Raw genomic sequence first — 19,435 nt, 5'->3', positions numbered from 1 at the left:
GCCGATGCGCTCGTGGCGAGTGCGCGGGAGCGCTTGCGACTCTGGGATGTGACCGGTTCACAGATCGAGGCTCTTGAGCGTCGAGGCCAAGCCGAGCCGATGCTGACGATCTATGCCCCTTCCTCCGGGATCGTAATGAAACGTGAGGCCTTGCCGGGGAAGTACGTGGAGCCGAGCGTGACTCTCTACGAGATCGCGGATCTCTCCACGGTCTGGATCTCTGCCGATATTTATGAATCGGAAATGGCGGTCACGAAAGTTGGTCAGCCGGCCTTGATCACATTTGCCGCCTATCCGGGAGAAACATTCAGCGGCAAGGTGGCCTATGTCTATCCAACACTGAACACCGAAGCCCGTACTGTAAGAGTACGTCTGGAATTGCCGAATCCTGAGATGAAATTGAAGCCGGGCATGTATGGGAACGTGACTGTGCGGACGAATGTAGCCAGGACTTTAGTCGTACCAAAGGAAGCCGTACTGAATACCGGGCTTCGTCAACTCGTCTTCATGGATCGCGGGCAAGGCCGGTATGAACCTACTGTAGTCAAACTGGGGCGTCGTAGTCAGGATGCAGTGGAAGTGATGGAAGGACTCAAAGAAGGGGATCGGATCGTCACATCGGCTAATTTCTTGTTGGACGCGGAAAGTAAATTGGCATCGGCTTCGAGCATGCAGAGCATGATGGGCCGGATCGGTATGGGCGACTGGCAAATGCGTGGCGCCTATGAAGCCAAGATGGAAGGGATGGCTGGAAAGCAAGGAATGTCAAGCATGAAAGACATGAGCGGCATGCCGGGTATGGATTTGGGTTCAGCCAAAGCCATCTCCGAAACCCGCAAGGTGGCTGGATACACCCTGACCTTCACGACCTTGCCCGAAACGCCCAAGGCGGGTGCGGTGATCCTCAAGCTCAGGGTGACGAATCCGAGCGGCAAACCAGTGACCAATGCGCACGTTCTGTTCGTCTATACCATGCCGATGCCAGGCATGACCGATTCCAAGGTGACGGCGCACCACATCAAGTACGGACTCTATGAAGGCAAGGTGATGTTCGGCATGGGCGGTACTTGGGTCGTGACTGTCAACGTGACCATCCCAGGCCAAGCACCGGTTATGGAAAAGTTTCAATTCATGGTTGCCGGAGGAGGCATGTAACCGTGGGACGCCCGCTTTCCACGGGAAAACAGCCTGTCTTGGCAGGCTGGGGGGTGGGAGGGCGAAACAGCCCGCGGGATGGGGGATAAAAAACAATGATCGCACGACTCATCGAAGGGAGTGCCCGCAATCCAGTCCTCGTTATCCTCTGTGTGTTGCTGCTGAGCGGCTGGGGTCTGTGGGCGGTATTTCAGGTTCCTCTGGATGCCATTCCAGACCTTTCGGACGTTCAGGTGATCGTCTACACCGAGTGGCAGGGGCGAAGCCCAACCCTCATTGAGGATCAGATCACCTACCCGGTCGTGACCTCTCTGCTCGCTGGACCTAAAGTCAAGCGGGTCCGGGGTGTCTCGGAATACGGCGTCTCCTACGTGTATGTGATCTTCGAAGACCGGACCGATCTCTACTGGGCTAGAAGTCGTGTCCTCGAATATCTCCAGAAGCTTACCGGCAAGTTGCCGATGGGTGTCACGCCGACACTGGGACCGGATGCGACTGGAGTCGGGTGGGTCTATCAGTACGCGTTGGTAGACGAATCGGGGATGCACGACCTTGCACAGCTACGGAGCCTTCAGGACTGGTACCTGCGTTACCAACTGGAGAGTGTGCCAGGTGTGGCAGAAGTATCAGCGATCGGTGGATTCGTCAAACAATATCAAATCGAGGTGGACCCGAACACCTTGGCAGCCTATCGGCTGCCGATTCAAAAGGTCATCGAAGCCGTCCGTAACAGCAACGCGGAGGTGAGCGGCAGGGTGTTGGAGATGGCCGGTACCGAGTACGTCATTCGGGGACGTGGTTACCTTCGGTCGGTTGATGAGATTGAACTGATTCCCGTCGGCACGGATGGACGAGGTACGCCCGTTCTGGTTCGAGACATCGGGCATGTCCAACTCGGGCCGGACCAGCGGCGGGGTATCGCCGAATTGGATGGCAAGGGCCAGACGGTCGGGGGAATCGTGATCATGCGGGCTGGAGAGAACGCGCTCGACGTGATCGAGCGGATCAAAGCCAGGCTGAAAGAAATCACACCGGCCTTGCCCGAGGGCATACGCATTATTCCCACCTACGATCGGTCCGATCTCATTCATCGCGCGATCACCGTCCTCCGTGAGAAACTAGTTGAAGAAAGTGTGATCGTGAGCCTGATCGCACTGGTCTTTCTGTTTCATGTTCGAAGCGCCCTGGTGGCCATCCTCATTCTTCCAGTGGCGGTGCTGCTCGCTTTTATCCCGATGGCCTACTTGAAGATTGCGTCCAACATCATGTCGCTCGGCGGGATCGCCATCGCCATTGGAGCCATGGTCGATGCCGCGATCGTGATGGTCGAGAATGCCCATAAACGGCTGGAGCAATCCCCCTCGGGCAAGCGAACTGAGATCATCATTGCCGCCGCAAAAGAGGTCGGGCGGCCCTTATTCTTTTCACTGCTGGTGATTGCCGTGTCATTCCTGCCGATCTTTGCCCTGGAAGCACAGGAAGGGCGTCTCTTCACGCCCCTGGCCTACACCAAGACCTTTTCGATGCTCTTTGCTACCGTTCTCTCGGTGACGTTGGCGCCCGTGCTGATGGTATTGTTGATTCGTGGGAAGGTTCGCCCTGAAACCAAGAATCCGCTGAACCGATGGCTCATTGCCCTGTATCGGCCTATCCTTTCTGGTGCCCTGCGAGTCCGGTGGCTGACCGTGGGCTTCGCCGTCGCAGCAGTGGCGATCACGGTGCCGGTGTTCTCTCGACTCGGCGCGGAGTTCATGCCACCGCTGAACGAGGGTACCATCCTGTATATGCCGACCACCGTCCCAGGCCTTTCGATTCCTGAAGCGACGAAGGTCTTGCAGGTTCAGGATCAGTTGCTCACGACCTTCCCGGAAGTGGAGCGGGTGTTCGGCAAGATGGGGAAGGCTCCCACCGCCACCGACCCGGCCTTCGTCGGCATGGCCGAAATCACAGTCACGCTCAAACCGGAAGCCCAATGGCGAGCTGGCATGACCTGGGACCGGTTATTGGATGAGATGGACGCGAAGCTGCGCATTCCCGGTTTTCCGAACATCTGGTGGATGCCGATCCAGACCCGCACCGAAATGATCACGACCGGCGTCAGGAGCCCGGTTGGAATCAAGGTGCTGGGGCCAGACTTGAAGACGATCGAACGAATCGGCATCGAAATCGAACAGGCCTTGGCGACCGTGCCGGGCACCAGGAGCGCCTTCGCCGAACGGCTCAATGAGGGCTATTACTTGGATATGATCGTGAACCGACGTGAGGCGGCCCGGTACGGCCTGACGGTGGGTGACGTGCAAGCGGTGATCACCTCGGCCATCGGAGGAGAAACCGTGACGACCACGGTCGAGGGGCGGGAACGATATCCGGTCAACGTTCGCTATAAGCGCGAGTTGCGCGATGATCCAGACCGGCTCAAACGGGTGCTGATTCCCACGCCGACCGGCGCGCAGATTCCCCTCGGCCAAATCGCGGAGATGGTGATCACCCAGGGGCCGCCGTCGATTGCGGATGAGGCGGGGGCGCTGGCTGGTCTCGTATCGGTGTCAGTCGGTGGGCGTGACTTGCGGGGCTATGTCCAAGATGCCCAACGGGCAGTCCGCGACAAGGTCGCGATGCCATCTGGGTACCGTCTAGTTTGGACCGGCCAGTACGAACATCTGGTGCGAGCTGAAGAGCGACTGAAATTGGTGGTTCCTATGACCCTGGCCGTGATCCTGTTGCTCTTGTATCTGAATTTTAGATCGCTGGCCAAATCGCTGATCGTGCTCTTGTCCGTCCCCTTCGCCGTGATTGGAGCCATCTGGTATCTCCATTACCTGGGCTACAATCTCAGCGTGGCCGTGTGGGTGGGGATCATTGCGCTGGCCGGCGTGGCGGCGGAGACGGGCGTGGTGATGCTTGTCTATCTCGATGAAGCCTATGAGCGGCGTGTGCGCGAAGGTCGAATGGCAACGGCGCAGGACCTCCGCGACGCGATTATGGATGGCGCGGTTCAACGAGTACGGCCCAAGATGATGACGGTGGCCGCGATCATGGGTGGCTTGCTCCCCATCATGTGGACCAGCGGTACGGGCGCTGATGTGATGAAGCGGATCGCCGCGCCGATGATCGGCGGGATGGTGTCATCTACGGTGCTAACGCTGCTGGTGATTCCCGTCCTCTATGCCTTATGGCGTGGGCGGTGGTCGAAGTCCCAGACATACCTGTCGGACAGGCCAACTTAGAACGTGATCACCTGATACCCCTGCGCGACCAGCTTCTTGAAGCTTGGATGGCCGTCATACTCCCCGGTCAGCTTCACCCCGCAGGCGACCACCTGATCTTTCACTCCAAATGCCCCCGCGCAGAACTCGCACGCGCCTTTGATCCGATCTTTCACCGCAGCATACAGGCCGTGCGCCATGTGATCGGGCTTCTCTAGTTCCGGAATCCACTTGGGGCCTGCTCCGTCGAAGATGAGCCGCACGTCATCGTGCCCCTCCTTGAACTCCTTCACAGCTTCCAAGGCATTCACCACACGCCCTAATCCTTCGTGTGTTTCCGTGTCGGCCAGGACGACGATCGCGACTTTGGACATGGATGTGCTCCTTTCAAGATGACGATGGGTTTGAAACGATACTGTGTCGGCTCGACCATCCCTATGACCGTGGACTCTACTCCACGCCTTCTTGATTCATCTGTGGTCTGGCTTACACACCTCCAGGTCGATTTTATTGGCCACGTAAGGTGTCTTACAGATTGAGCGGGGGCAAGTCGGTAGGATTGCGCTTGGCAATGAACGGATCTGTCACTCAGAAGGAGGTACGTCATGACGTGCCAACGATGTGCCGGTTTGATGGTGAGCGAGTGGTTTTATGATCTGCAAGGCACGAGCGGCGATTTCTGTGTGGAGGGGTATCGGTGCCTTGTTTGCGGAAACTTGGTCGATGCCACCATTCTTCAGCACAAACGACGAGACAACCGCCGCGGCGTCACAGAGGCCGTTGACCCGCTCTCGGCTGTCATGGCCGGTGGAGGCCGACATTGTTCAAACATTCTTAGATAGCAGGGAGGCTTGCCATGATTCATCGGGACGACCCCGTGATGGCATTACGCATTCAACTCCATGAGCTTCCCTGTCCGAGCTGTGGACGCCATGATTTGGCCCCGCAGTTTCAGTGCGATTACTACCCCGATGGATGTCTTTGGCTGGTGTGTTGTGGAACTTGCCGAGCTCAATACCATCTAGACCATCGGGCAGTGCCTGCCTAGAGGAGAAATGGGAGTCTGGTGGGCTCATCGATCTTGAACAAACGCGCACAGCAGAAAGGAGGTGAATAAGATGCCACTCGCACAATTGAAAGGCCTCAGCGGGTTTCTCAGTCTGGAACAGAAACAGGAATTGATCCGCAAGGTCACGGATGCAATTGTGTCTGTCGAAGGAGAAGGATTGCGGCCCGTCACATGGGTCATCGTGGAAGACGTTCCGTCAGGTCAGTGGGGGGTCGGCGGCTCTCCCGTCACGACCGAGGCACTGCAACACATGGCTGCGCAGGGGAAGTAAAGGACGCTCATTGCACATCACAAGAAGGAGGATGAACATGCAGTTTCCCATTTATACGAAGGACACGGCTCCGGAGGCATCGCGGGCGACGCTCGAAGCCACCGCAAAGAAATACGGCTTTGTGCCAAATTTGTATGGCGTGCTGGCCGGGTCGCCAGCGGCGGTGCAGGCCTATGCGGGGATCAATAAAGCGTTGGAGCAGAGCGCGCTCACTCCAGTTGAGCAGCAAGTCGTGACGTTGACGGTCAGTGCCGCCAACAGCTGTACCTACTGCATGGGAGCCCATTCCACGGTGGCCCAGATGGTCCGGATGCCTGAGGACGTCCTTGACGCGCTGCGAGCGCAGCGCCCACTTTCCGACCGGAAACTCAATGCGCTTCGTACCTTGGTGCTGTCCATTTTGCATCATCGCGGCTGGGTACCCGAAGAGGACTTGGAGCTATTCGTGGCGGCAGGGTATGGGCAACAGCACCTGTTGGATGTGCTGACGATCGTGGCGCTCAAGACCTTGAGCAATTACACGAACCACATCGCACACACGCCGCTTGATCCACAGTTTGCAGCGCAAGCGTGGAAGGCTCAGGCTAAGATCGGAGGCTGATACGCCTCTGTCGCTGTGCAGGCACCTTGCATGAGTGGAAAGGTGACCAAGGCTCTGCAGCCTGTTGCCGCGCCGGTGTCGAGAGAGGGAGATCAGAGATCCGGTTTCGTCTTTTTGATCCCGAGCGATTTGACGCGTGATGCCAGCGTCGTCGGTTTCATGCCTAACAACACGGCGGCACCGTTTGCGCCGAATATCTTCCCCTTGGTGAGCCGTAAGGCTTGCGAGATATTCTCCCGCTCTTGACGCCTCCACTCTTGCCGAGTCGCTACCTGCGATGCTGGAGGAGCCGGTGCTGATGGCACTCCAGGGGGGCGGGAGGGCGAGGATGGGAGATGAATATCCAGGGTGCGGCCTTGGGAGAGGATGACGGCGCGCTCAACGACGTTCTGGAGTTCGCGCACATTCCCCGGCCAGTGATGAGCGGCCAGTTGACCCAAGACCGCTTGAGTCAGGCGCGGGGCCCGGCGGTTCATTCGCGTAGCGCTCTGAGCGATAAAATGGGCCGCCAGCTTCGGAATGTCTTCTGGGCGCTCGCGCAGCGGGGGGATGTGAAGGGGGAAGACACTGAGTCGATAGTAGAGATCTTCGCGAAAGCGACCGGCTTCGACTTCCTGTTTCAGGTCTCGATTGGTCGCCGCGAGGATCCGAACGTCCACGTGGCGTGTGCGGGTGTCACCGACACGCTCGAACTCTCCTTCCTGGAGCACACGCAGTAATTTGGCTTGCATCGGGAGGGGGATCTCACCGATCTCATCGAGAAAGAGAGTGCCATGATCGGCCATTTCGAAACGGCCTGGGCGCTCAGCCAGCGCTCCGGTAAAGGCACCTTTCACATGACCGAAAAATTCGCTCTCGAACAAGGTATCCGGGACAGCACTGCAGTTCACCTTGATCAACGCTCGCCCCTTGCGCGCGCTCCGGTCATGAATTGCGCGAGCAATCAGTTCCTTGCCCGTCCCACTTTCACCAGTAATCAAGACCGCGGCATCAGTAGGAGCCACTAACTCCACCTGCCGCAGAACATGCTGCAGCGCTTGGCTCTCACCGACGAATTCTCCCATCCCAAGAGCCGCGGTGACTTCTTCTCGCAGATAGAGGTTCTCTTCTTCCAAGCGAGCACGAAGGAGGTCGATCTCCTCATACGCTTTGGCGTTCGCAATGCTCACCGCCGCGTAATCCGCGAAGATCCGCAACCATTCGAAGGCTTCCTCGTTGAGCAAGCCCCGGTCGAAGAGCCCCAGGACTCCGAGAATCTCGTCCCGGTAGGTCAAGGGCTGCGCAGCAAAGGTCCTCACTCCCTCGCGTGTAAACCAAGCTGGGCGCGCCATCCATGCTTCGTTGCCTTGCAGCCCGGCCAGCCAAAGGGGCTCTCCGGTCGCAGCCACACGCCCGATTTTGCGTTCTCCCAATGGAAATCGATGAAAGGAACCGTCGAGGCGGCCGTAGTCGGACTGCGGATCATGGGGTATGCCCGCACTGGCAACGAGGTGCAGTGACTGTTCACCCTCCGGAAGATCCTCCCGGATTCGGCACAGGTCGCAGCTCGCATCCGGTTCGACCAGCCAGATGCGTGTCAGGACAGTATTTGGGCATTGGGCAATGCCATCAGTGATCGATCGCAAGACATCGCGAAGCCCGCGGTAACGCGCGGTGGCCACCATCACCTGGGGAAGTTGTGTGGGATTCATAGGGCGCAAACTACGAGATTTCGAGATGAATTACAACGAGGACTCGTAGATTACGAATACTCGTAATCATCGATCTGGCAGATAAGTTAGCACAGTAACCTATTATCAATGGGTTAGCGATCTACGCACAAAGGCACGGTTACTGCTGAACTGGATAATCAATCGCGTACTTGAAGCGCGGGTAACCCACACCGTTGAAGGAGGTATCATGACTCGCATCGCACAACTCGATCCGCAGACAGCCACTGGACCAGCCAAGACGCTCTTCGAGGGCGTCCACAAGAAGCTGGGAGTCGTCCCCAATCTCTTTCGAGTCCTGGGCAACGCGCCAGCTGCGCTCCAAGGGTACCTCAGCTTCAGCGCCGCCCTTGCGGACGGAAGCTTCTCCCCCAAACTTCGCGAACAGATTGCGCTCACCGTCGCAGAGACCAATCGCTGTACCTATTGCCTCAGCGCCCACTCGTTCATTGGCGGCAAACTCGGACTGAGCCAACAGGACCTCGCCGATGCGAGGATGGCTGCGGCAGTGGACCCGCGCACGGATGCCATTTTGAAACTCGCGCACAGCATCGTGGTGCAGCACGGGGAACTCGGGGAGACAGGGCTCGAACAAGCCCGCCATGCCGGACTGACGGACGGTGAAATTGTTGAGACCGTGGCGCATGTCGCGCTGAATACTTTCAGCAATTACATCAACCACATCGCCGGGACCGTCATCGACTTTCCGGAGGTCACACTCACCACCGGGTGCGCCACGTCGTCCTGCGCGTGCGGGTAAGGAAGGCTCTTAAGGGCTCAACGAAGACGTTTCCTATTCGATCATGAAAGGAGGAGGGAAACCATCATGACCAGGTTTATTCGATCAATTGTTATGTCGCTGGCTGTCGTCGTCGTCAGCCTCCCTCAGATCTCATCGTTGCACGCACAGGACTCCAAGCCAACCGTGGCGCACTACGCTGGCCCACGGGCGGACGCGCCTATCCCCCGTCCAGGGCTGACGATCAAGAAAGGACGGGTAGCCGTCGTCGTCACCGACCCGCAGAACGATTTTCTCAGCCCCAAAGGGGTAGCCTGGGGCGTGGTTGGTCAGAGCGTGCAGGAAAACAACACGGTGGAGAATCTTGAAACGCTCTTCAGAGCCGCCAAGTCTGCTGGAGTGCCGGTCTTCGTGAGCCCGCACTACTACTATCAGCATGACCATCACTGGAGGTTCGGTGGGGCACTGGAAGTCCTCATGCACAACATCGGGATGTTTGACCGAAAGGGGGCCTTGACGCAGGACGGCTTCACTGGCTCGGGTGCTGATTGGCTCGAGCGGTATAAGCCGTATATCGAAGACGGTCGGACGATTATCACCAGCCCGCACAAGGTGTTTGGTCCTGAGTCGAACGACCTGATTCTGCAACTGCGCAAGGCCGATATCAGTCAGGTCATTCTTGCCGGGATGTCGGCGAACCTCTGCACGGAATCACATCTGCGCGAACTGCTTGAACAGGGGTTCGAGGTTGTGGTGGCAACCGACGCTACGGCGGCTGCCAAGTTGCCGGGATTCGACGGCTATGAAGCAGCCTTCGTAAACTTTCGGCTGATGGCCAGCGATATCTGGAGCACAGCGCAAACCGTCAAGGCGTTCTCAGCTATCAGATAACTCGGTAGTAGCAACGAAACGTCTCACTGACAAAACAGGAGGAGCTATGAAAACAGCAATCGTCATATTGTCCGATCCCAAGAGCGGCGCCGAAGAAGCGCTGGGACGCGTGTTCAATGCACTCGCGCTGGCCGCAGAATCCAAGCAGAAAGGCGACGACGTCGCCGTGGTATTCAATGGGCCAGGCACTAGGTGGCCGGCGGAGCTGACCAAGCTGACACACCCGGCTCATGCGCTCTATCAATCCGTACGCGATGTGGTCCAGGGCGCATCGTGCGCCTGCGCTGAGGTGTTCGGGGCCACGGAGAGCGTGAAGTCGTGTGGAGTGACGAGTGTGAACGACAACGCGTTGCCGGGAACGCCAGGGCTCTTGAGCCTCAGGCGCTACCTGGCAGACGGATGGAGCGTGGTGGTGTTTTGACCGGTCGAGCAGGGCTGGTGGGAAGACGGCCTCAGGCCGCCTTCCCTCCCGCCCGACGGAGGGCAAGACGATGGCGATGAAATATCTGCAGATGACGATGACCGAGTCGGTCCGCCTGGCGCAGCAACGGTACTACGGGCATGCGTTGACGATCACTGATGTTCCTGACCGTGATCCCCTCGGCGAAGCCGAAGCTCGCTTTATTGCGGATCGTGACAGTTTCTATTTGGGCTCAGTCGGCGAAACCGGTTGGCCCTATGTCCAGCACCGGGGCGGGCCGAAAGGCTTTCTGAAAGTTCTCGATCCTGCCACGCTCGCGTTCGCCGATTACCGGGGAAACCGGCAACTGCTGAGCACGGGGAATTTCCACGTGAACGACCGGGTGGCCTTGTTTCTCATGGACTATAAGAACCGGGCACGGTTGAAGATCCTCGGTCATGCGCGGGTAGAAGATGTCCGGGAGAATACGGCTCTCGCAGAGCGGCTCGCGCAGGGGGACATGCGGAACAAGGCCGAGCGGGTCGTCATCATCGAGGTGGTGTCCTACGACTGGAACTGCCCCAAGTACATCACCCCGCGCTATTCCCTCGACGAGGTGGAGGAGGCCATCGCGCCGTTGAAATCTCGCATCGCCGAGTTGGAAGCGCAGCTTGGATTGGTTCGAGCATAGGAGCGCGGTGGAAGCGATCGGGCTTCTGCCGCTGTCAACGTAGAGGAGACAGGACCGATGCACAATATCTCGCGTCGAAGGTTTTTGAAACTGACAGCCGCAACGGGTGGCGTGCTCGCTCTCGGAGATTGGCCTGACTTACTCCGGCGCCCGCGGTCAGGAGCTATCGCCTATGCCTCAGAACCAATCAAGGTTGGGATCATCGATCCGCTCTCCGGTCCGTACAGCACGTCCTCCATCCACGACGTACATGGCGCAACCGTGGCGGTGGACTACTTCAACAAGAGCGGCGGGGTGTTGGGACGACCGGTGAGACTTGTGGAGGCCGACGATGCCTCGAATGTCCGGACCGGGCTCAAGGCTGCCGCCAAACTTATCAAAGAAGACCGTGTGGACTTCTTGATGGGGACCTTAAATGGAGAGGTCGCCCTTGCAGTCGCCGATCTCGCAAAAACGGAAAACACACTCTTTATGGTGACCGGGGCGCATGTCCCGGAATTGACGGGTTCCGGATGCAACTCGCACACCTTCGTGTTCATGCCGAACGCTCGGATGTTATCCAAAGCCGTCACACCCCATCTCGTGAAGGCCTATGGGAATCGTTGGTTCATGGTCACAGCCGAGACGATGGACGGCCGAGCGGCAGAACAGGCCATGACCGACGCCCTCCTGGTCGAAGGCGGTGAAGTGATTGGCTCGCTCAGTACACCCTTCGGGACCACCGACTTCACAAGCGCGATGGCCCAGGCCAAGACGGCGAAACCCAGTGCCGTGATTCTGAATCTCTATGGCTGGGATCTCGTTCATGCCCTGAAGGCCTACAGCAGACTTGAGCTGGGCAAAGAACAGATCGGTGTCGGTGGGATGGTCAGCGGCGAACAGATTGGGCGCCCGCTTGGCTACGCCGACCATGCCGGCATCTGGGGGCTGATCTGGGATCCCAAAGTCAGGAGCGACAGTTCACGACGTTTTATCCAGGGCGTGATCGACAAGTACCAGCATACTCCCACCTCGCGCTGCTACCACGGCTATGCGGCCATGACGCAGATGTTGGAGGCGGTCCAACGGGCCGGCACGACCAACACGCAGGCGGTCATCAAAGCGCTGGAGGGGCATGAATTCGATGGCCTGAAAGAGGGACGCTCCTACTTCCGCGCCAGCGACCACCAACATGTGCAAGACGTGCTGGTGGGGAAAGCGTATGGCAAGGAGCTGGGCCTGGGCCACTACCAACTCTTGGCCACAGTTCCTGGCGACTCGGTTGCCAGCACGCCCAATCAGCCGGACTGTCGGTTGTCGTGAGCTCCCATTATGACGCTGCGTCACCACCACAAAGGAGGATCAAACATGAACGAGTCGCAGTCGCCACGTCTGCAACCTCCTCGCGGGTTTAGCCGTCCATCGTTCATCGTTCATCAAGGTATCCAGTCGCCTCTTGACTGAGGCCCTATTCATGGGAGGTTATCAATGGAACATTCGAATCGCCCCATCGCCCTCATTGTCGGTGGCTCCAGTGGAATCGGTTTTGCCACCGCGAAGCTCTTGTTGGAGCGAAATATCTCCATTGCGATCGTCGGCAAGTCTCAAGGAAAACTGGAGGCGGCAGTGCGCGAGCTGTCAACGCTTGGAACCGTCGAGGCATTTGCCGCCGACTTGTACGCGCCGAATGATGTCCAGCGTATTCTTGCATTTGCCGAGCACCACAGTCGCCATATCAAATACTTGGTGAATGCGGCGGGTTACTTCAAGCCCACCCCGTTTTTTGATCACACCCCCGAGAACTACGACAGGTATCTGAATCTGAATCGGGCCCTCTTCTTCATTTCGCAGGCCGTCGCCAAGAACATGGCCGCCAACGGCGGTGGTTCGATCGTGCATATCGGATCCATGTGGGCGCGACAAGCGATTAAGGCGACGCCGTCCTCTGCCTATTCCATGGCGAAAGCAGGACTGCATGCGCTCACCCAACACATGGCGATGGAGTTGGCCGGCCACAATATTCGCGTCAACGCCGTCTCGCCGGCCGTGGTGAAGACTCCCATTTACCAGGCCTTCATCGAACCCAGTCAAGTTGACGAGACGTTGGCCTCCTTCAACGGGTTTCACCCAATCGGCCGGATTGGGACGGCTGAGGACGTCGCTCGGACCATCACGTTCCTGCTGAGCGACGATGCAGCCTGGGTGACTGGTGCGATTTGGGATGTCGATGGTGGCGTGATGGCGGGACGCAACTAATCAGCTGCAGCAAAGAAAGACCCACTTCAGACTGGATAACGTACTACAAGTGTTCCTCAAACCGTGATGTCGGTTCGAACAGTATTCACGATTGTGCGCGGCTGGCGTGCCGTCCCAACTGCGTCACGAATGGGAAGCGGAGCATCATGAAGAGGTTCAGGCAGACCGGTGGACCGAGATGCTCCAAGCCGATCTTCATGCCTGTCTGCCCCAAAGCCGGGTGGGGACAATAAGTGCCGAACAGGCGATCCCACCAGGGCACGTTGAATCCGTAGTTGCTGTTGGTTTCTCGCGCATCCGTCGAATGGTGAATCCGATGCATATCCGGCGTGACGATGAACCACCGGAGCACTCGATCGAGGGTGACCGGCATCCGAACATTGCTGTGGTTGAACAGGGCCGTGCTGTTGAGGATGATCTCGAAGATCACGACCGCAAGCGGAGCGACTCCTAGCACGAGTACAGACAGCGTCTTCACTCCCATCGAGATGACGATCTCCACCGGATGAAAACGCACCCCGCTGGACACATCCAGGTCCAGGTCGGAGTGATGCATCATGTGGAAGCGCCACAAGGTCGGGACGTCATGGAAGACGTGATGTTGCCAATAGATGATGAAATCAAGCGCGACAATCGCCAGGGTGAGTTCGAGCCAGGCCGGCCCTTCGACCCAATTCAAGAGTCCCCAGTGATGATCCTGCGCCATCGCCGCCGTTGCCACGACGCCGCCCATGAACAGCAGGCGGGCGAGGACGGTGTTCAAGCCCACGATCGTTAAATTGCCGCCCCAACGACAGAGCTTCGATGCCGTCAGCTTCCGCCGTGGCGCCAACAGCTCCCACGTCGCCATCACGCCGAGGACAGACACGTACGACCCAACCCGAATGAGATCTACAGCTTCCATCGACCTAGTCTCCTCTCGCCCAAATCCAGTTCATCAGGCGAGCATACACCTGTTTCAAACAGTCAGAGGCACGAAACGGTGAATGGATTCAGGCGGGCAGAACAAATCCGAATCGAAAGAGACAACGGTGTATGAAACCGTTTCGGTTTCACGACGAGAGCCGTTTCCGCGTGGGATCAGCGCAGGGTCCGAGTCGGGGCCGCACTCCTCCATTCTTTTCTGGATTTGTAAGCCGCCTCACAGCTTGGTGTGGGGGCGATCGGTAGGATGCGAGTGTACCACTGTGCTCTGAACCCACGGTTGGGAACATGATGTTCTCGCATTCTAGAAAGGAGGTCTCTCGGTGAGGATGTCCTGACGGGTAGAAAGCAAGCTCACGAGGTCAATAAGAGCGCCGTTTCAACAACTCTTAACAGGAGAACCACATGAACGTGAAGATAAAGAAGAATGCCGTGATCCATTCCGCATTATTAGTAGCCTTGAGCCTGGTCGGAGCCCAGGCGGCAAGCGCCGAGCCCAAGGTCCCACAACTTCCGTCTGGTTGGGAAGCCTGCGGCGGAGTCGCCAAGGCCGGCATGAACGATTGTGCCGTGAGAACCAGCCTCCATGCCTGTGCGGGCATGGCCAAATCCGACAACGAGGCCGATTCGTATGTGTTCCTGCCGAAAGGTGTATGTACCAAGATCGCCAAAGGCACCGTCCTCGCCATTACGAAAGAAGACATGGCCAAGATGAAAGAAGAAATGAAGAAGATGTAGGACGGTCATCGATGTCACAACTGGTTGCCACTCCGATCCCGGCGCGCGCCGGGATCGGGCTTCGGTCACAACATTATCGAGAGATCCTGGAGGAGCCACCTCCGGTGGCCTGGATGGAAGCCCATCCGGAAAACTATTTTGGCGAGGGAGGCGTCGCGCTTTGTATCCTGGAGCGGATTCGAGCCGACTACCCATTGAGTTTTCACGGAGTTGGGCTTTCATTGGGTTCCACCGATCCGATCGACTCAACGCATCTCCGTAAATTGAAGGCGTTGTTCGATCGCTTCCAGCCGACCTTCGTATCGGAGCATCTCTCGTGGAGTTCCGTGGATGGGCGGTTCTTCAACGATTTGTTGCCGCTCCCGTATACAGAGGAAAGCTTGAGCCACGTCTGTGCCAAGATCGACGAGATCCAGACCCTGTTGAAACGGACGCTGCTGATCGAAAATATCACCCGCTACCTGACCTGGCGAGATTCCACAATCCCAGAGGGTGAGTTCATGGCCAAAATCGTCAGGAGAACCGGCTGTGGGATTCTGCTGGATCTCAACAATATCTACGTCAATGCCGTGAATTTTCACCTGGACCCAGTGAGGTTCCTCGACGCAATTCCGCCCGATGCCGTTCAAGAGATCCATCTGGCGGGATTCGACCACGTCGGAAGATGGCTGGTCGATACCCATGGGCAAGCGGTGTATCCGGAAGTGTGGGGTCTGTATCAGTGGGTCCTCCACCACTTCGGTCCGCGCCCGACATTGATCGAGTGGGATACCAACCTCCCTCCGCTCTCTGTGCTTGTGGACCAAGCATCGCAGGCGGATGTTCTACTCGGAGCGTGTCATGCCACCATTGCGTGAGCTGCAGCGCTCGTTCGCAGCGGCAATAGTCGCAGGGAGGGGTGAGGCTGTCGTGCCGTCGATCGTCACCGGGGTACCGTGGCGAAGTCTGGCCCTCTATCGTCGATTGATTCGAAACAACTATGTGCAGGCATTGGCGACCACCTATCCCATGCTTCGTCGTCTGATCGGAGGTCGCTATTTCAACCTGTTCGTACGCGGGTACATGAAGCGGTATCCCTCGCCGAGTGGGGATCTGTTCACGTATGGCTGGCATTTTCCGTTCTTCCTCCTTCAACTCGAAAGCCCTCGTCTGCTCGTTGAACTTGCGCGATTGGAATGGGCTTGTCACGAAGTGTATCAAGCCGCCGACGCCGCTCTCCCGTCGAAGGAGTGGTGGGAGGCCGTTGCGTCGGCCGATCCTTCCTCCGTGACATTCCGCCTGAACCCGGCCGTGCGGCTGCTGCGGCTCTCCTTGCCGGTGCAGCGAGTCTGGTACGCGCTGCAACAGGAGGCCGGCGGAGAGGGAATCGACGACGTGCGCCTGTCTCCCGAGGAGGGAGGTCTCCTGGTGACGAGAGGCTGTGGAAAGATCCATGTCAGGAGTCTCTCGACCGAGGAGCTGTGGCTGCTTCACGCGATGCGCGATGGAAAAACTGTGGCGGAGGTCGAATGTATGGCGAAAGAGTTCAGGCCAGAAATCGGCTTTGCGCAATTTGTGTCCGGGCTGTCCGATGCTGCCACAGGCGCGGTATTTTCACTCGAAGTGCAGTCATGACAGATAAGAAGGGCGCAATGGCGGTGGCATGGTATGGCCGACTCATTTGGGGTTTGGAGGCCGTGCTCCCGCTATTTGACTTGTCCGTCCGTCTGTACCTCGCGCATATCTTCTGGACGGGCGGGATGGTGAAGCTCTCCAGCTGGATGTCCACGGTGATGCTCTTCACGATGGTCTACGACGTGCCATGGCTGCCGCCGGAGATGGCCGCCTATGTGACGACCGCCGTCGAATTGGGCGGCTCGTTCCTGTTGGCCATCGGTCTGGCGGGTCGGTGGGCGGCTCTTTCATTGTTTGGACTCAACGTTGTCGCCTCGATCTCGTATGGACAACTCTCTGAGGCCGCGATCCAAGAAGCGTTCTATATGGGGATTCTTTTCCTGTATTTCGTGTTGCATGGACCAGGACTGCTCTCCGCCGACACTCTGTTATGCCACCTCATTCAACGCAGACAGTCGAAGAGCGATACCGAGCACAATCTTTCGGAACAGACGGTCCCTCACAGTGTCTCGAATGCCTCGGATGCAGAGATGAAGACAGGCTTGCCATGGAGAGGATAACCGAGCAGGCTGCGCGTGAAAGGTGAAAGAGGATCCCGCGCAGCCAACTGGGCCGGAGAGCGAGGCTCAGCTCAAGTAGTTCCGTGGAAGGCAGCTCATGGGTCCAGGAGAGTTCCTTCGGACCGAATGTCACCTGGGCCGGAGGACACCCGTCTCTAAATGCTTCGGGGACTGGCTTCTGTCTCCGGCGCACAGGCCTTATCCAGCAGGAAATACACGGGGCAGAATCCCGTGAAGGCGCTCTGAATCAACGTGACTCCGATCACGCCTGGTACCAGTAACCAAGCGGGATGCAAGCCATAGCCCAACGCGATGCCAAGGGTGATCACCGCGCCGACGATACCATCATGGATTCGTCTCTTGCTGTTATTCATGATCTATCCTCCCTTTGAAGATCCCAGCATAGAATCGACACCATCCAACGGGCTGTCCGTGAATCCTACCACCCCTCGCTTCCAGGATAAACAGCCATCGTCGATGCGAGTATTCGACTCAGTCGGCTTTGCGTTTGAGCACAATATCTCCGTAGAAGGGCTTCCGCTGACTCGCCGGTGTTGTCGGTGTCCGTCATGATGGCGATCCCGGAAATCATCGGCGGCTCCTCTGCAAAGGTTCGCTTGTGTTCTTCATAGACATTCCGCTTCTCCGTCACCCAGGTGTTCAACCTGTCTGGGCCGCACCCCACCACGATCATGTGGACCTGATCTGTATAAGGATTCGGCACGGCGGTCCTGACGGAAGCACGACGCTGCCAGGTATAATTGATGGCGCGGAGGGGTGTGCGTGGTGATCTGAGACATCCATTGTGCTAAGCGGTTGACGTTGCCGTAGTTCCTCTGACTCGAGCGGTCTCTCTCCCCGAAGTCGCAGTCGCTTGTCGCCGATCACTGCACGTTTCAATTCACAGCAGGAGATTGTTACTGTTGCTTCTTGGGATAAGCCGAAAGGATAGGTGATACCGAAGCGATCCGTCCTTGCTGATCGGTCGTGAAGATATAGTGGTTGTAAGTGCCAAACGACTCCAGGGGAGGCGACTCGACTCTGAATTCCATATGTTTTGCCCATGAAGCGTACATCGAGTTGAGCGCCTGGAGAAACTCCTGCTTGGTCTTGAATGAGTTTTCGGGGATAACCTGTAGTGCCGAGGGTGCATTGATGTTGCAATATACCCGGATCCGGAACACCGCGGGATCAGGGAATACCGCAGTATACAAGATGTCGAGCACATGGCGTTTGCAGGCGTCGCTGGCCGGCCCCGTCTCGGGCCGTGTTGCGCCCGGCACGTTTTTGACCCCCATGCCGACCATGTAGTCGGCTAACCCTACATCGAATGCCTCCCCAATGGTCATGCCTGGGCGAATGGCATCGTGGGAGGCCACAAAAGAATGGTAGCTCCGTTCCGCGCATCCAAGGCTTCCGGTGGCAACTAGCCACACGATGATTACTGTTGAGGCCACCCGCGCCGCCACTGACACTGACCGGTTCGCAGGTAGGTGTTGGATTGGCATGATTCCAGACATGCAGTGCTCCTCAAATGGTCCGTCCCTGCATAGAGATATGAGCCAGTTGGTTCTTTCCGGAATATTTCCCACGGTCCCCGATACCCCCAGATCGAAACCTCCGACAGCGCGACGCCCTCAAATCCATCAGTTTCCTTCGTTAAGATACACCGGAAAAGTTGTGTGTCCACGGTACCCTTTATAAAGTAGTCATCGCCAAGCGAATATTCTCCGTACACAAACGCTTTCAGCGGATCGTGGGTTCGGAATTCTTCGCCGTATACCGTCCCAACCATTAGCAGGAAGACTAGGCCTACCAGGGCGTTGAACATAGCGGCTTCTTCCTTTCTCTGTATCACGACGATCTCCCTGCTATGCTGCCTTCGAAGGTCCGCCGATGCACGGCAGATTGGTATTTAAAGGGCCTTCAACCAATCGTACAGCGGCTTTCCTTTCGTGAATTGATCAAGGCACATTCCGATACATTCTGGACCATGGATCTGCGTGCTTACAGGCAGACAATTCTCGACATATAGGCCTTTGAGCCGCAAGAGATCGGCTCTGACGTGGTCGGCGGGGTATCCTCGCGGCACCCTTTGCAACTGTTCTCCTTGTAGACCGGCCCCCTCACGCCGCGCCTTCTTCGCCAGAGTGTCTAAGACCCGGCCCGTTTCAGCATCCATCACCGCCGCACGATACCGATCTAGTGTAGTCCCTTCGAACTCCGTTTGCCCAGTGGCGAAGAGGAGCTGGTCCGCCTCCAGCTGAACATAGAAAAATGGTGTCGCGCAGTGTTTGGAAGCATCGTTACTGAAGCGAATGCCAATGTGGGTCTTGTAGGGCGTCTTATCCGTGCTGAACCGAATATCTCGATGGATTCGGAAGATCTTGCCTTCCAGATGCGTGATCTCCTCGAACGCATGAATCAGCCGAGCGCACATGGCAGAAACAAACTCCTGTACCGGTTGCTCGACGACGCGTCGGAACCGGTCCTTGTTGGCATCAAACCAGGCTTTGCGATTATTCGACGACAAGTCGGAAAGAAACGAGAAGGTCTCCTTCGGGAAGCCCTGGAATTGCATCGGGTGTGTCGGCATCTTGTCCTCAGGCTGTAAGACTCAGCCCATGTCGAT

The 19,435-nt window shown here is 57.6% G+C and carries 21 protein-coding genes and 1 pseudogene; 15 read left to right on the top strand and 7 right to left on the bottom strand.

Annotation, left to right across the window (positions count from 1 at the left end):
- On the top strand, positions 1-1,155 hold a 1,155-nt coding region (locus tag ACYX34_RS13070), incomplete at its 5' end, for an efflux RND transporter periplasmic adaptor subunit (protein ID WP_462077006.1).
- A 95-nt stretch (positions 1,156-1,250) separates the two neighbouring features.
- Entirely contained in the window at positions 1,251-4,382 is a 3,132-nt protein-coding gene (locus tag ACYX34_RS13065) for an efflux RND transporter permease subunit (RefSeq protein ID WP_462077005.1), read from the top strand.
- Here ACYX34_RS13065 and ACYX34_RS13060 read toward each other — a convergent pair.
- The gene (locus ACYX34_RS13060) at positions 4,379-4,735 is read right to left on the bottom strand and encodes a DsrE family protein (RefSeq protein WP_462077004.1); all 357 of its coding nucleotides are present in this window, start codon (positions 4,733-4,735) and stop codon (positions 4,379-4,381) included. The genes ACYX34_RS13065 and ACYX34_RS13060 overlap by 4 nt on opposite strands.
- 231 nt (positions 4,736-4,966) lie before the next feature.
- Between ACYX34_RS13060 and ACYX34_RS13055 the strand changes: the two genes are divergently transcribed.
- The 3 genes from ACYX34_RS13055 (at position 4,967) to ACYX34_RS13045 (ending at position 6,302) form a co-directional block, all read left to right on the top strand.
- Positions 4,967-5,203, top strand: a complete 237-nt coding sequence (locus tag ACYX34_RS13055) for a hypothetical protein (RefSeq protein WP_462077003.1) — start codon at positions 4,967-4,969, stop codon at positions 5,201-5,203.
- A 276-nt stretch (positions 5,204-5,479) separates the two neighbouring features.
- Positions 5,480-5,701 (top strand): tautomerase family protein, encoded by a 222-nt coding sequence (locus ACYX34_RS13050; RefSeq protein ID WP_462077002.1) that lies wholly within the window; start codon positions 5,480-5,482, stop codon positions 5,699-5,701.
- Between the two features lie 37 nt (positions 5,702-5,738).
- Positions 5,739-6,302, top strand: a complete 564-nt coding sequence (locus ACYX34_RS13045) for a carboxymuconolactone decarboxylase family protein (RefSeq protein WP_462077001.1) — start codon at positions 5,739-5,741, stop codon at positions 6,300-6,302.
- A gap of 92 nt (positions 6,303-6,394) precedes the next feature.
- On the opposite strand, the gene ACYX34_RS13040 is transcribed toward ACYX34_RS13045, so the two are convergent.
- Positions 6,395-7,993 (bottom strand): sigma-54-dependent Fis family transcriptional regulator, encoded by a 1,599-nt coding sequence (locus ACYX34_RS13040; RefSeq protein WP_462077000.1) that lies wholly within the window; start codon positions 7,991-7,993, stop codon positions 6,395-6,397.
- 208 nt (positions 7,994-8,201) lie between these two features.
- On the opposite strand from ACYX34_RS13040, the gene ACYX34_RS13035 reads away from it, so the two are divergent.
- The 6 genes from ACYX34_RS13035 to ACYX34_RS13010 all read left to right on the top strand — a co-directional run bounded on the left by ACYX34_RS13035 (position 8,202) and on the right by ACYX34_RS13010 (position 12,967).
- On the top strand, positions 8,202-8,771 hold the full coding sequence (locus tag ACYX34_RS13035; RefSeq protein ID WP_462076999.1) for a carboxymuconolactone decarboxylase family protein: 570 nt from the start codon (positions 8,202-8,204) through the stop codon (positions 8,769-8,771).
- A 66-nt stretch (positions 8,772-8,837) separates the two neighbouring features.
- Complete coding sequence (locus ACYX34_RS13030; protein ID WP_462076998.1) at positions 8,838-9,641, top strand: isochorismatase family protein; 804 nt, start codon at positions 8,838-8,840, stop codon at positions 9,639-9,641.
- A 46-nt stretch (positions 9,642-9,687) separates the two neighbouring features.
- Entirely contained in the window at positions 9,688-10,062 is a 375-nt protein-coding gene (locus tag ACYX34_RS13025) for a hypothetical protein (RefSeq protein WP_462076997.1), read from the top strand.
- A 70-nt stretch (positions 10,063-10,132) separates the two neighbouring features.
- Complete coding sequence (locus tag ACYX34_RS13020; protein ID WP_462076996.1) at positions 10,133-10,732, top strand: pyridoxamine 5'-phosphate oxidase family protein; 600 nt, start codon at positions 10,133-10,135, stop codon at positions 10,730-10,732.
- Between the two features lie 57 nt (positions 10,733-10,789).
- Positions 10,790-12,034, top strand: coding sequence for an ABC transporter substrate-binding protein (locus ACYX34_RS13015; protein ID WP_462076995.1), 1,245 nt, complete (start codon positions 10,790-10,792; stop codon positions 12,032-12,034).
- A 165-nt stretch (positions 12,035-12,199) separates the two neighbouring features.
- The gene (locus ACYX34_RS13010) at positions 12,200-12,967 is read left to right on the top strand and encodes an SDR family NAD(P)-dependent oxidoreductase (protein WP_462076994.1); all 768 of its coding nucleotides are present in this window, start codon (positions 12,200-12,202) and stop codon (positions 12,965-12,967) included.
- A gap of 85 nt (positions 12,968-13,052) precedes the next feature.
- On the opposite strand, the gene ACYX34_RS13005 is transcribed toward ACYX34_RS13010, so the two are convergent.
- On the bottom strand, positions 13,053-13,871 hold the full coding sequence (locus ACYX34_RS13005) for a sterol desaturase family protein (protein WP_462076993.1): 819 nt from the start codon (positions 13,869-13,871) through the stop codon (positions 13,053-13,055).
- Between the two features lie 425 nt (positions 13,872-14,296).
- Here ACYX34_RS13005 and bufA1 point away from each other — a divergent pair, with 425 nt between their 5' ends.
- The 4 genes from bufA1 to ACYX34_RS12985 are packed head-to-tail and all read left to right on the top strand — an operon-like array spanning position 14,297 to position 16,803.
- On the top strand, positions 14,297-14,629 hold the full coding sequence (bufA1, locus tag ACYX34_RS13000; RefSeq protein WP_462076992.1) for a BufA1 family periplasmic bufferin-type metallophore: 333 nt from the start codon (positions 14,297-14,299) through the stop codon (positions 14,627-14,629).
- 11 nt (positions 14,630-14,640) lie between these two features.
- Positions 14,641-15,486 carry an MNIO family bufferin maturase gene (gene bufB / locus ACYX34_RS12995; protein WP_462076991.1) on the top strand — a complete coding sequence of 282 codons (846 nt, stop codon included), beginning with the start codon at positions 14,641-14,643 and terminating at the stop codon, positions 15,484-15,486.
- A complete protein-coding gene (locus tag ACYX34_RS12990) occupies positions 15,470-16,243 on the top strand; it encodes an HvfC/BufC family peptide modification chaperone (protein WP_462076990.1) in 774 nt (257 codons plus the stop codon). Before bufB ends, ACYX34_RS12990 begins: the two co-directional genes overlap by 17 nt.
- Positions 16,240-16,803, top strand: coding sequence for a DoxX family protein (locus ACYX34_RS12985; protein WP_462076989.1), 564 nt, complete (start codon positions 16,240-16,242; stop codon positions 16,801-16,803). The genes ACYX34_RS12990 and ACYX34_RS12985 overlap by 4 nt, the downstream gene beginning before the upstream one ends.
- Positions 16,804-16,958: 155 nt before the next feature.
- Here ACYX34_RS12985 and ACYX34_RS12980 read toward each other — a convergent pair whose 3' ends face one another.
- From ACYX34_RS12980 to ACYX34_RS12965, 4 genes and pseudogenes are all read right to left on the bottom strand, one after another.
- The gene (locus ACYX34_RS12980) at positions 16,959-17,177 is read right to left on the bottom strand and encodes a YgaP family membrane protein (protein WP_462076988.1); all 219 of its coding nucleotides are present in this window, start codon (positions 17,175-17,177) and stop codon (positions 16,959-16,961) included.
- 65 nt (positions 17,178-17,242) lie between these two features.
- Positions 17,243-17,575: pseudogene (locus ACYX34_RS12975) on the bottom strand (DUF3047 domain-containing protein); the annotation flags it as partial.
- A gap of 145 nt (positions 17,576-17,720) precedes the next feature.
- Positions 17,721-18,323 carry a hypothetical protein gene (locus ACYX34_RS12970; RefSeq protein ID WP_462076987.1) on the bottom strand — a complete coding sequence of 201 codons (603 nt, stop codon included), beginning with the start codon at positions 18,321-18,323 and terminating at the stop codon, positions 17,721-17,723.
- Between the two features lie 395 nt (positions 18,324-18,718).
- Complete coding sequence (locus ACYX34_RS12965; RefSeq protein WP_462076986.1) at positions 18,719-19,399, bottom strand: DUF2461 domain-containing protein; 681 nt, start codon at positions 19,397-19,399, stop codon at positions 18,719-18,721.
- Positions 19,400-19,435: the final 36 nt, after the last annotated feature.

This window comes from Nitrospira sp. CMX1 (genome assembly GCF_054902215.1).
Note: the sequence above shows the minus strand (reverse complement) of the source record. Positions and strands in the feature narration are given on the sequence as shown.

Coding starts and splice junctions, on each gene's coding strand:
- ACYX34_RS12970 (WP_462076987.1), bottom strand. CDS start 18,323: ATGTCTGGAATCATGCCAATCCAACACCTACCTGCGAACCGGTCAGTG.
- ACYX34_RS13065 (WP_462077005.1), top strand. CDS start 1,251: ATGATCGCACGACTCATCGAAGGGAGTGCCCGCAATCCAGTCCTCGTT.
- ACYX34_RS13050 (WP_462077002.1), top strand. CDS start 5,480: ATGCCACTCGCACAATTGAAAGGCCTCAGCGGGTTTCTCAGTCTGGAA.
- ACYX34_RS12980 (WP_462076988.1), bottom strand. CDS start 17,177: ATGAATAACAGCAAGAGACGAATCCATGATGGTATCGTCGGCGCGGTG.
- bufA1 (WP_462076992.1), top strand. CDS start 14,297: ATGAACGTGAAGATAAAGAAGAATGCCGTGATCCATTCCGCATTATTA.
- ACYX34_RS13045 (WP_462077001.1), top strand. CDS start 5,739: ATGCAGTTTCCCATTTATACGAAGGACACGGCTCCGGAGGCATCGCGG.
- ACYX34_RS13040 (WP_462077000.1), bottom strand. CDS start 7,993: ATGAATCCCACACAACTTCCCCAGGTGATGGTGGCCACCGCGCGTTAC.
- ACYX34_RS13060 (WP_462077004.1), bottom strand. CDS start 4,735: ATGTCCAAAGTCGCGATCGTCGTCCTGGCCGACACGGAAACACACGAA.
- ACYX34_RS12965 (WP_462076986.1), bottom strand. CDS start 19,399: ATGCCGACACACCCGATGCAATTCCAGGGCTTCCCGAAGGAGACCTTC.
- ACYX34_RS13015 (WP_462076995.1), top strand. CDS start 10,790: ATGCACAATATCTCGCGTCGAAGGTTTTTGAAACTGACAGCCGCAACG.
- ACYX34_RS13020 (WP_462076996.1), top strand. CDS start 10,133: ATGGCGATGAAATATCTGCAGATGACGATGACCGAGTCGGTCCGCCTG.
- ACYX34_RS12985 (WP_462076989.1), top strand. CDS start 16,240: ATGACAGATAAGAAGGGCGCAATGGCGGTGGCATGGTATGGCCGACTC.
- ACYX34_RS13005 (WP_462076993.1), bottom strand. CDS start 13,871: ATGGAAGCTGTAGATCTCATTCGGGTTGGGTCGTACGTGTCTGTCCTC.
- ACYX34_RS13035 (WP_462076999.1), top strand. CDS start 8,202: ATGACTCGCATCGCACAACTCGATCCGCAGACAGCCACTGGACCAGCC.
- ACYX34_RS13025 (WP_462076997.1), top strand. CDS start 9,688: ATGAAAACAGCAATCGTCATATTGTCCGATCCCAAGAGCGGCGCCGAA.
- ACYX34_RS13010 (WP_462076994.1), top strand. CDS start 12,200: ATGGAACATTCGAATCGCCCCATCGCCCTCATTGTCGGTGGCTCCAGT.
- ACYX34_RS12990 (WP_462076990.1), top strand. CDS start 15,470: ATGCCACCATTGCGTGAGCTGCAGCGCTCGTTCGCAGCGGCAATAGTC.
- bufB (WP_462076991.1), top strand. CDS start 14,641: ATGTCACAACTGGTTGCCACTCCGATCCCGGCGCGCGCCGGGATCGGG.
- ACYX34_RS13055 (WP_462077003.1), top strand. CDS start 4,967: ATGACGTGCCAACGATGTGCCGGTTTGATGGTGAGCGAGTGGTTTTAT.
- ACYX34_RS13030 (WP_462076998.1), top strand. CDS start 8,838: ATGACCAGGTTTATTCGATCAATTGTTATGTCGCTGGCTGTCGTCGTC.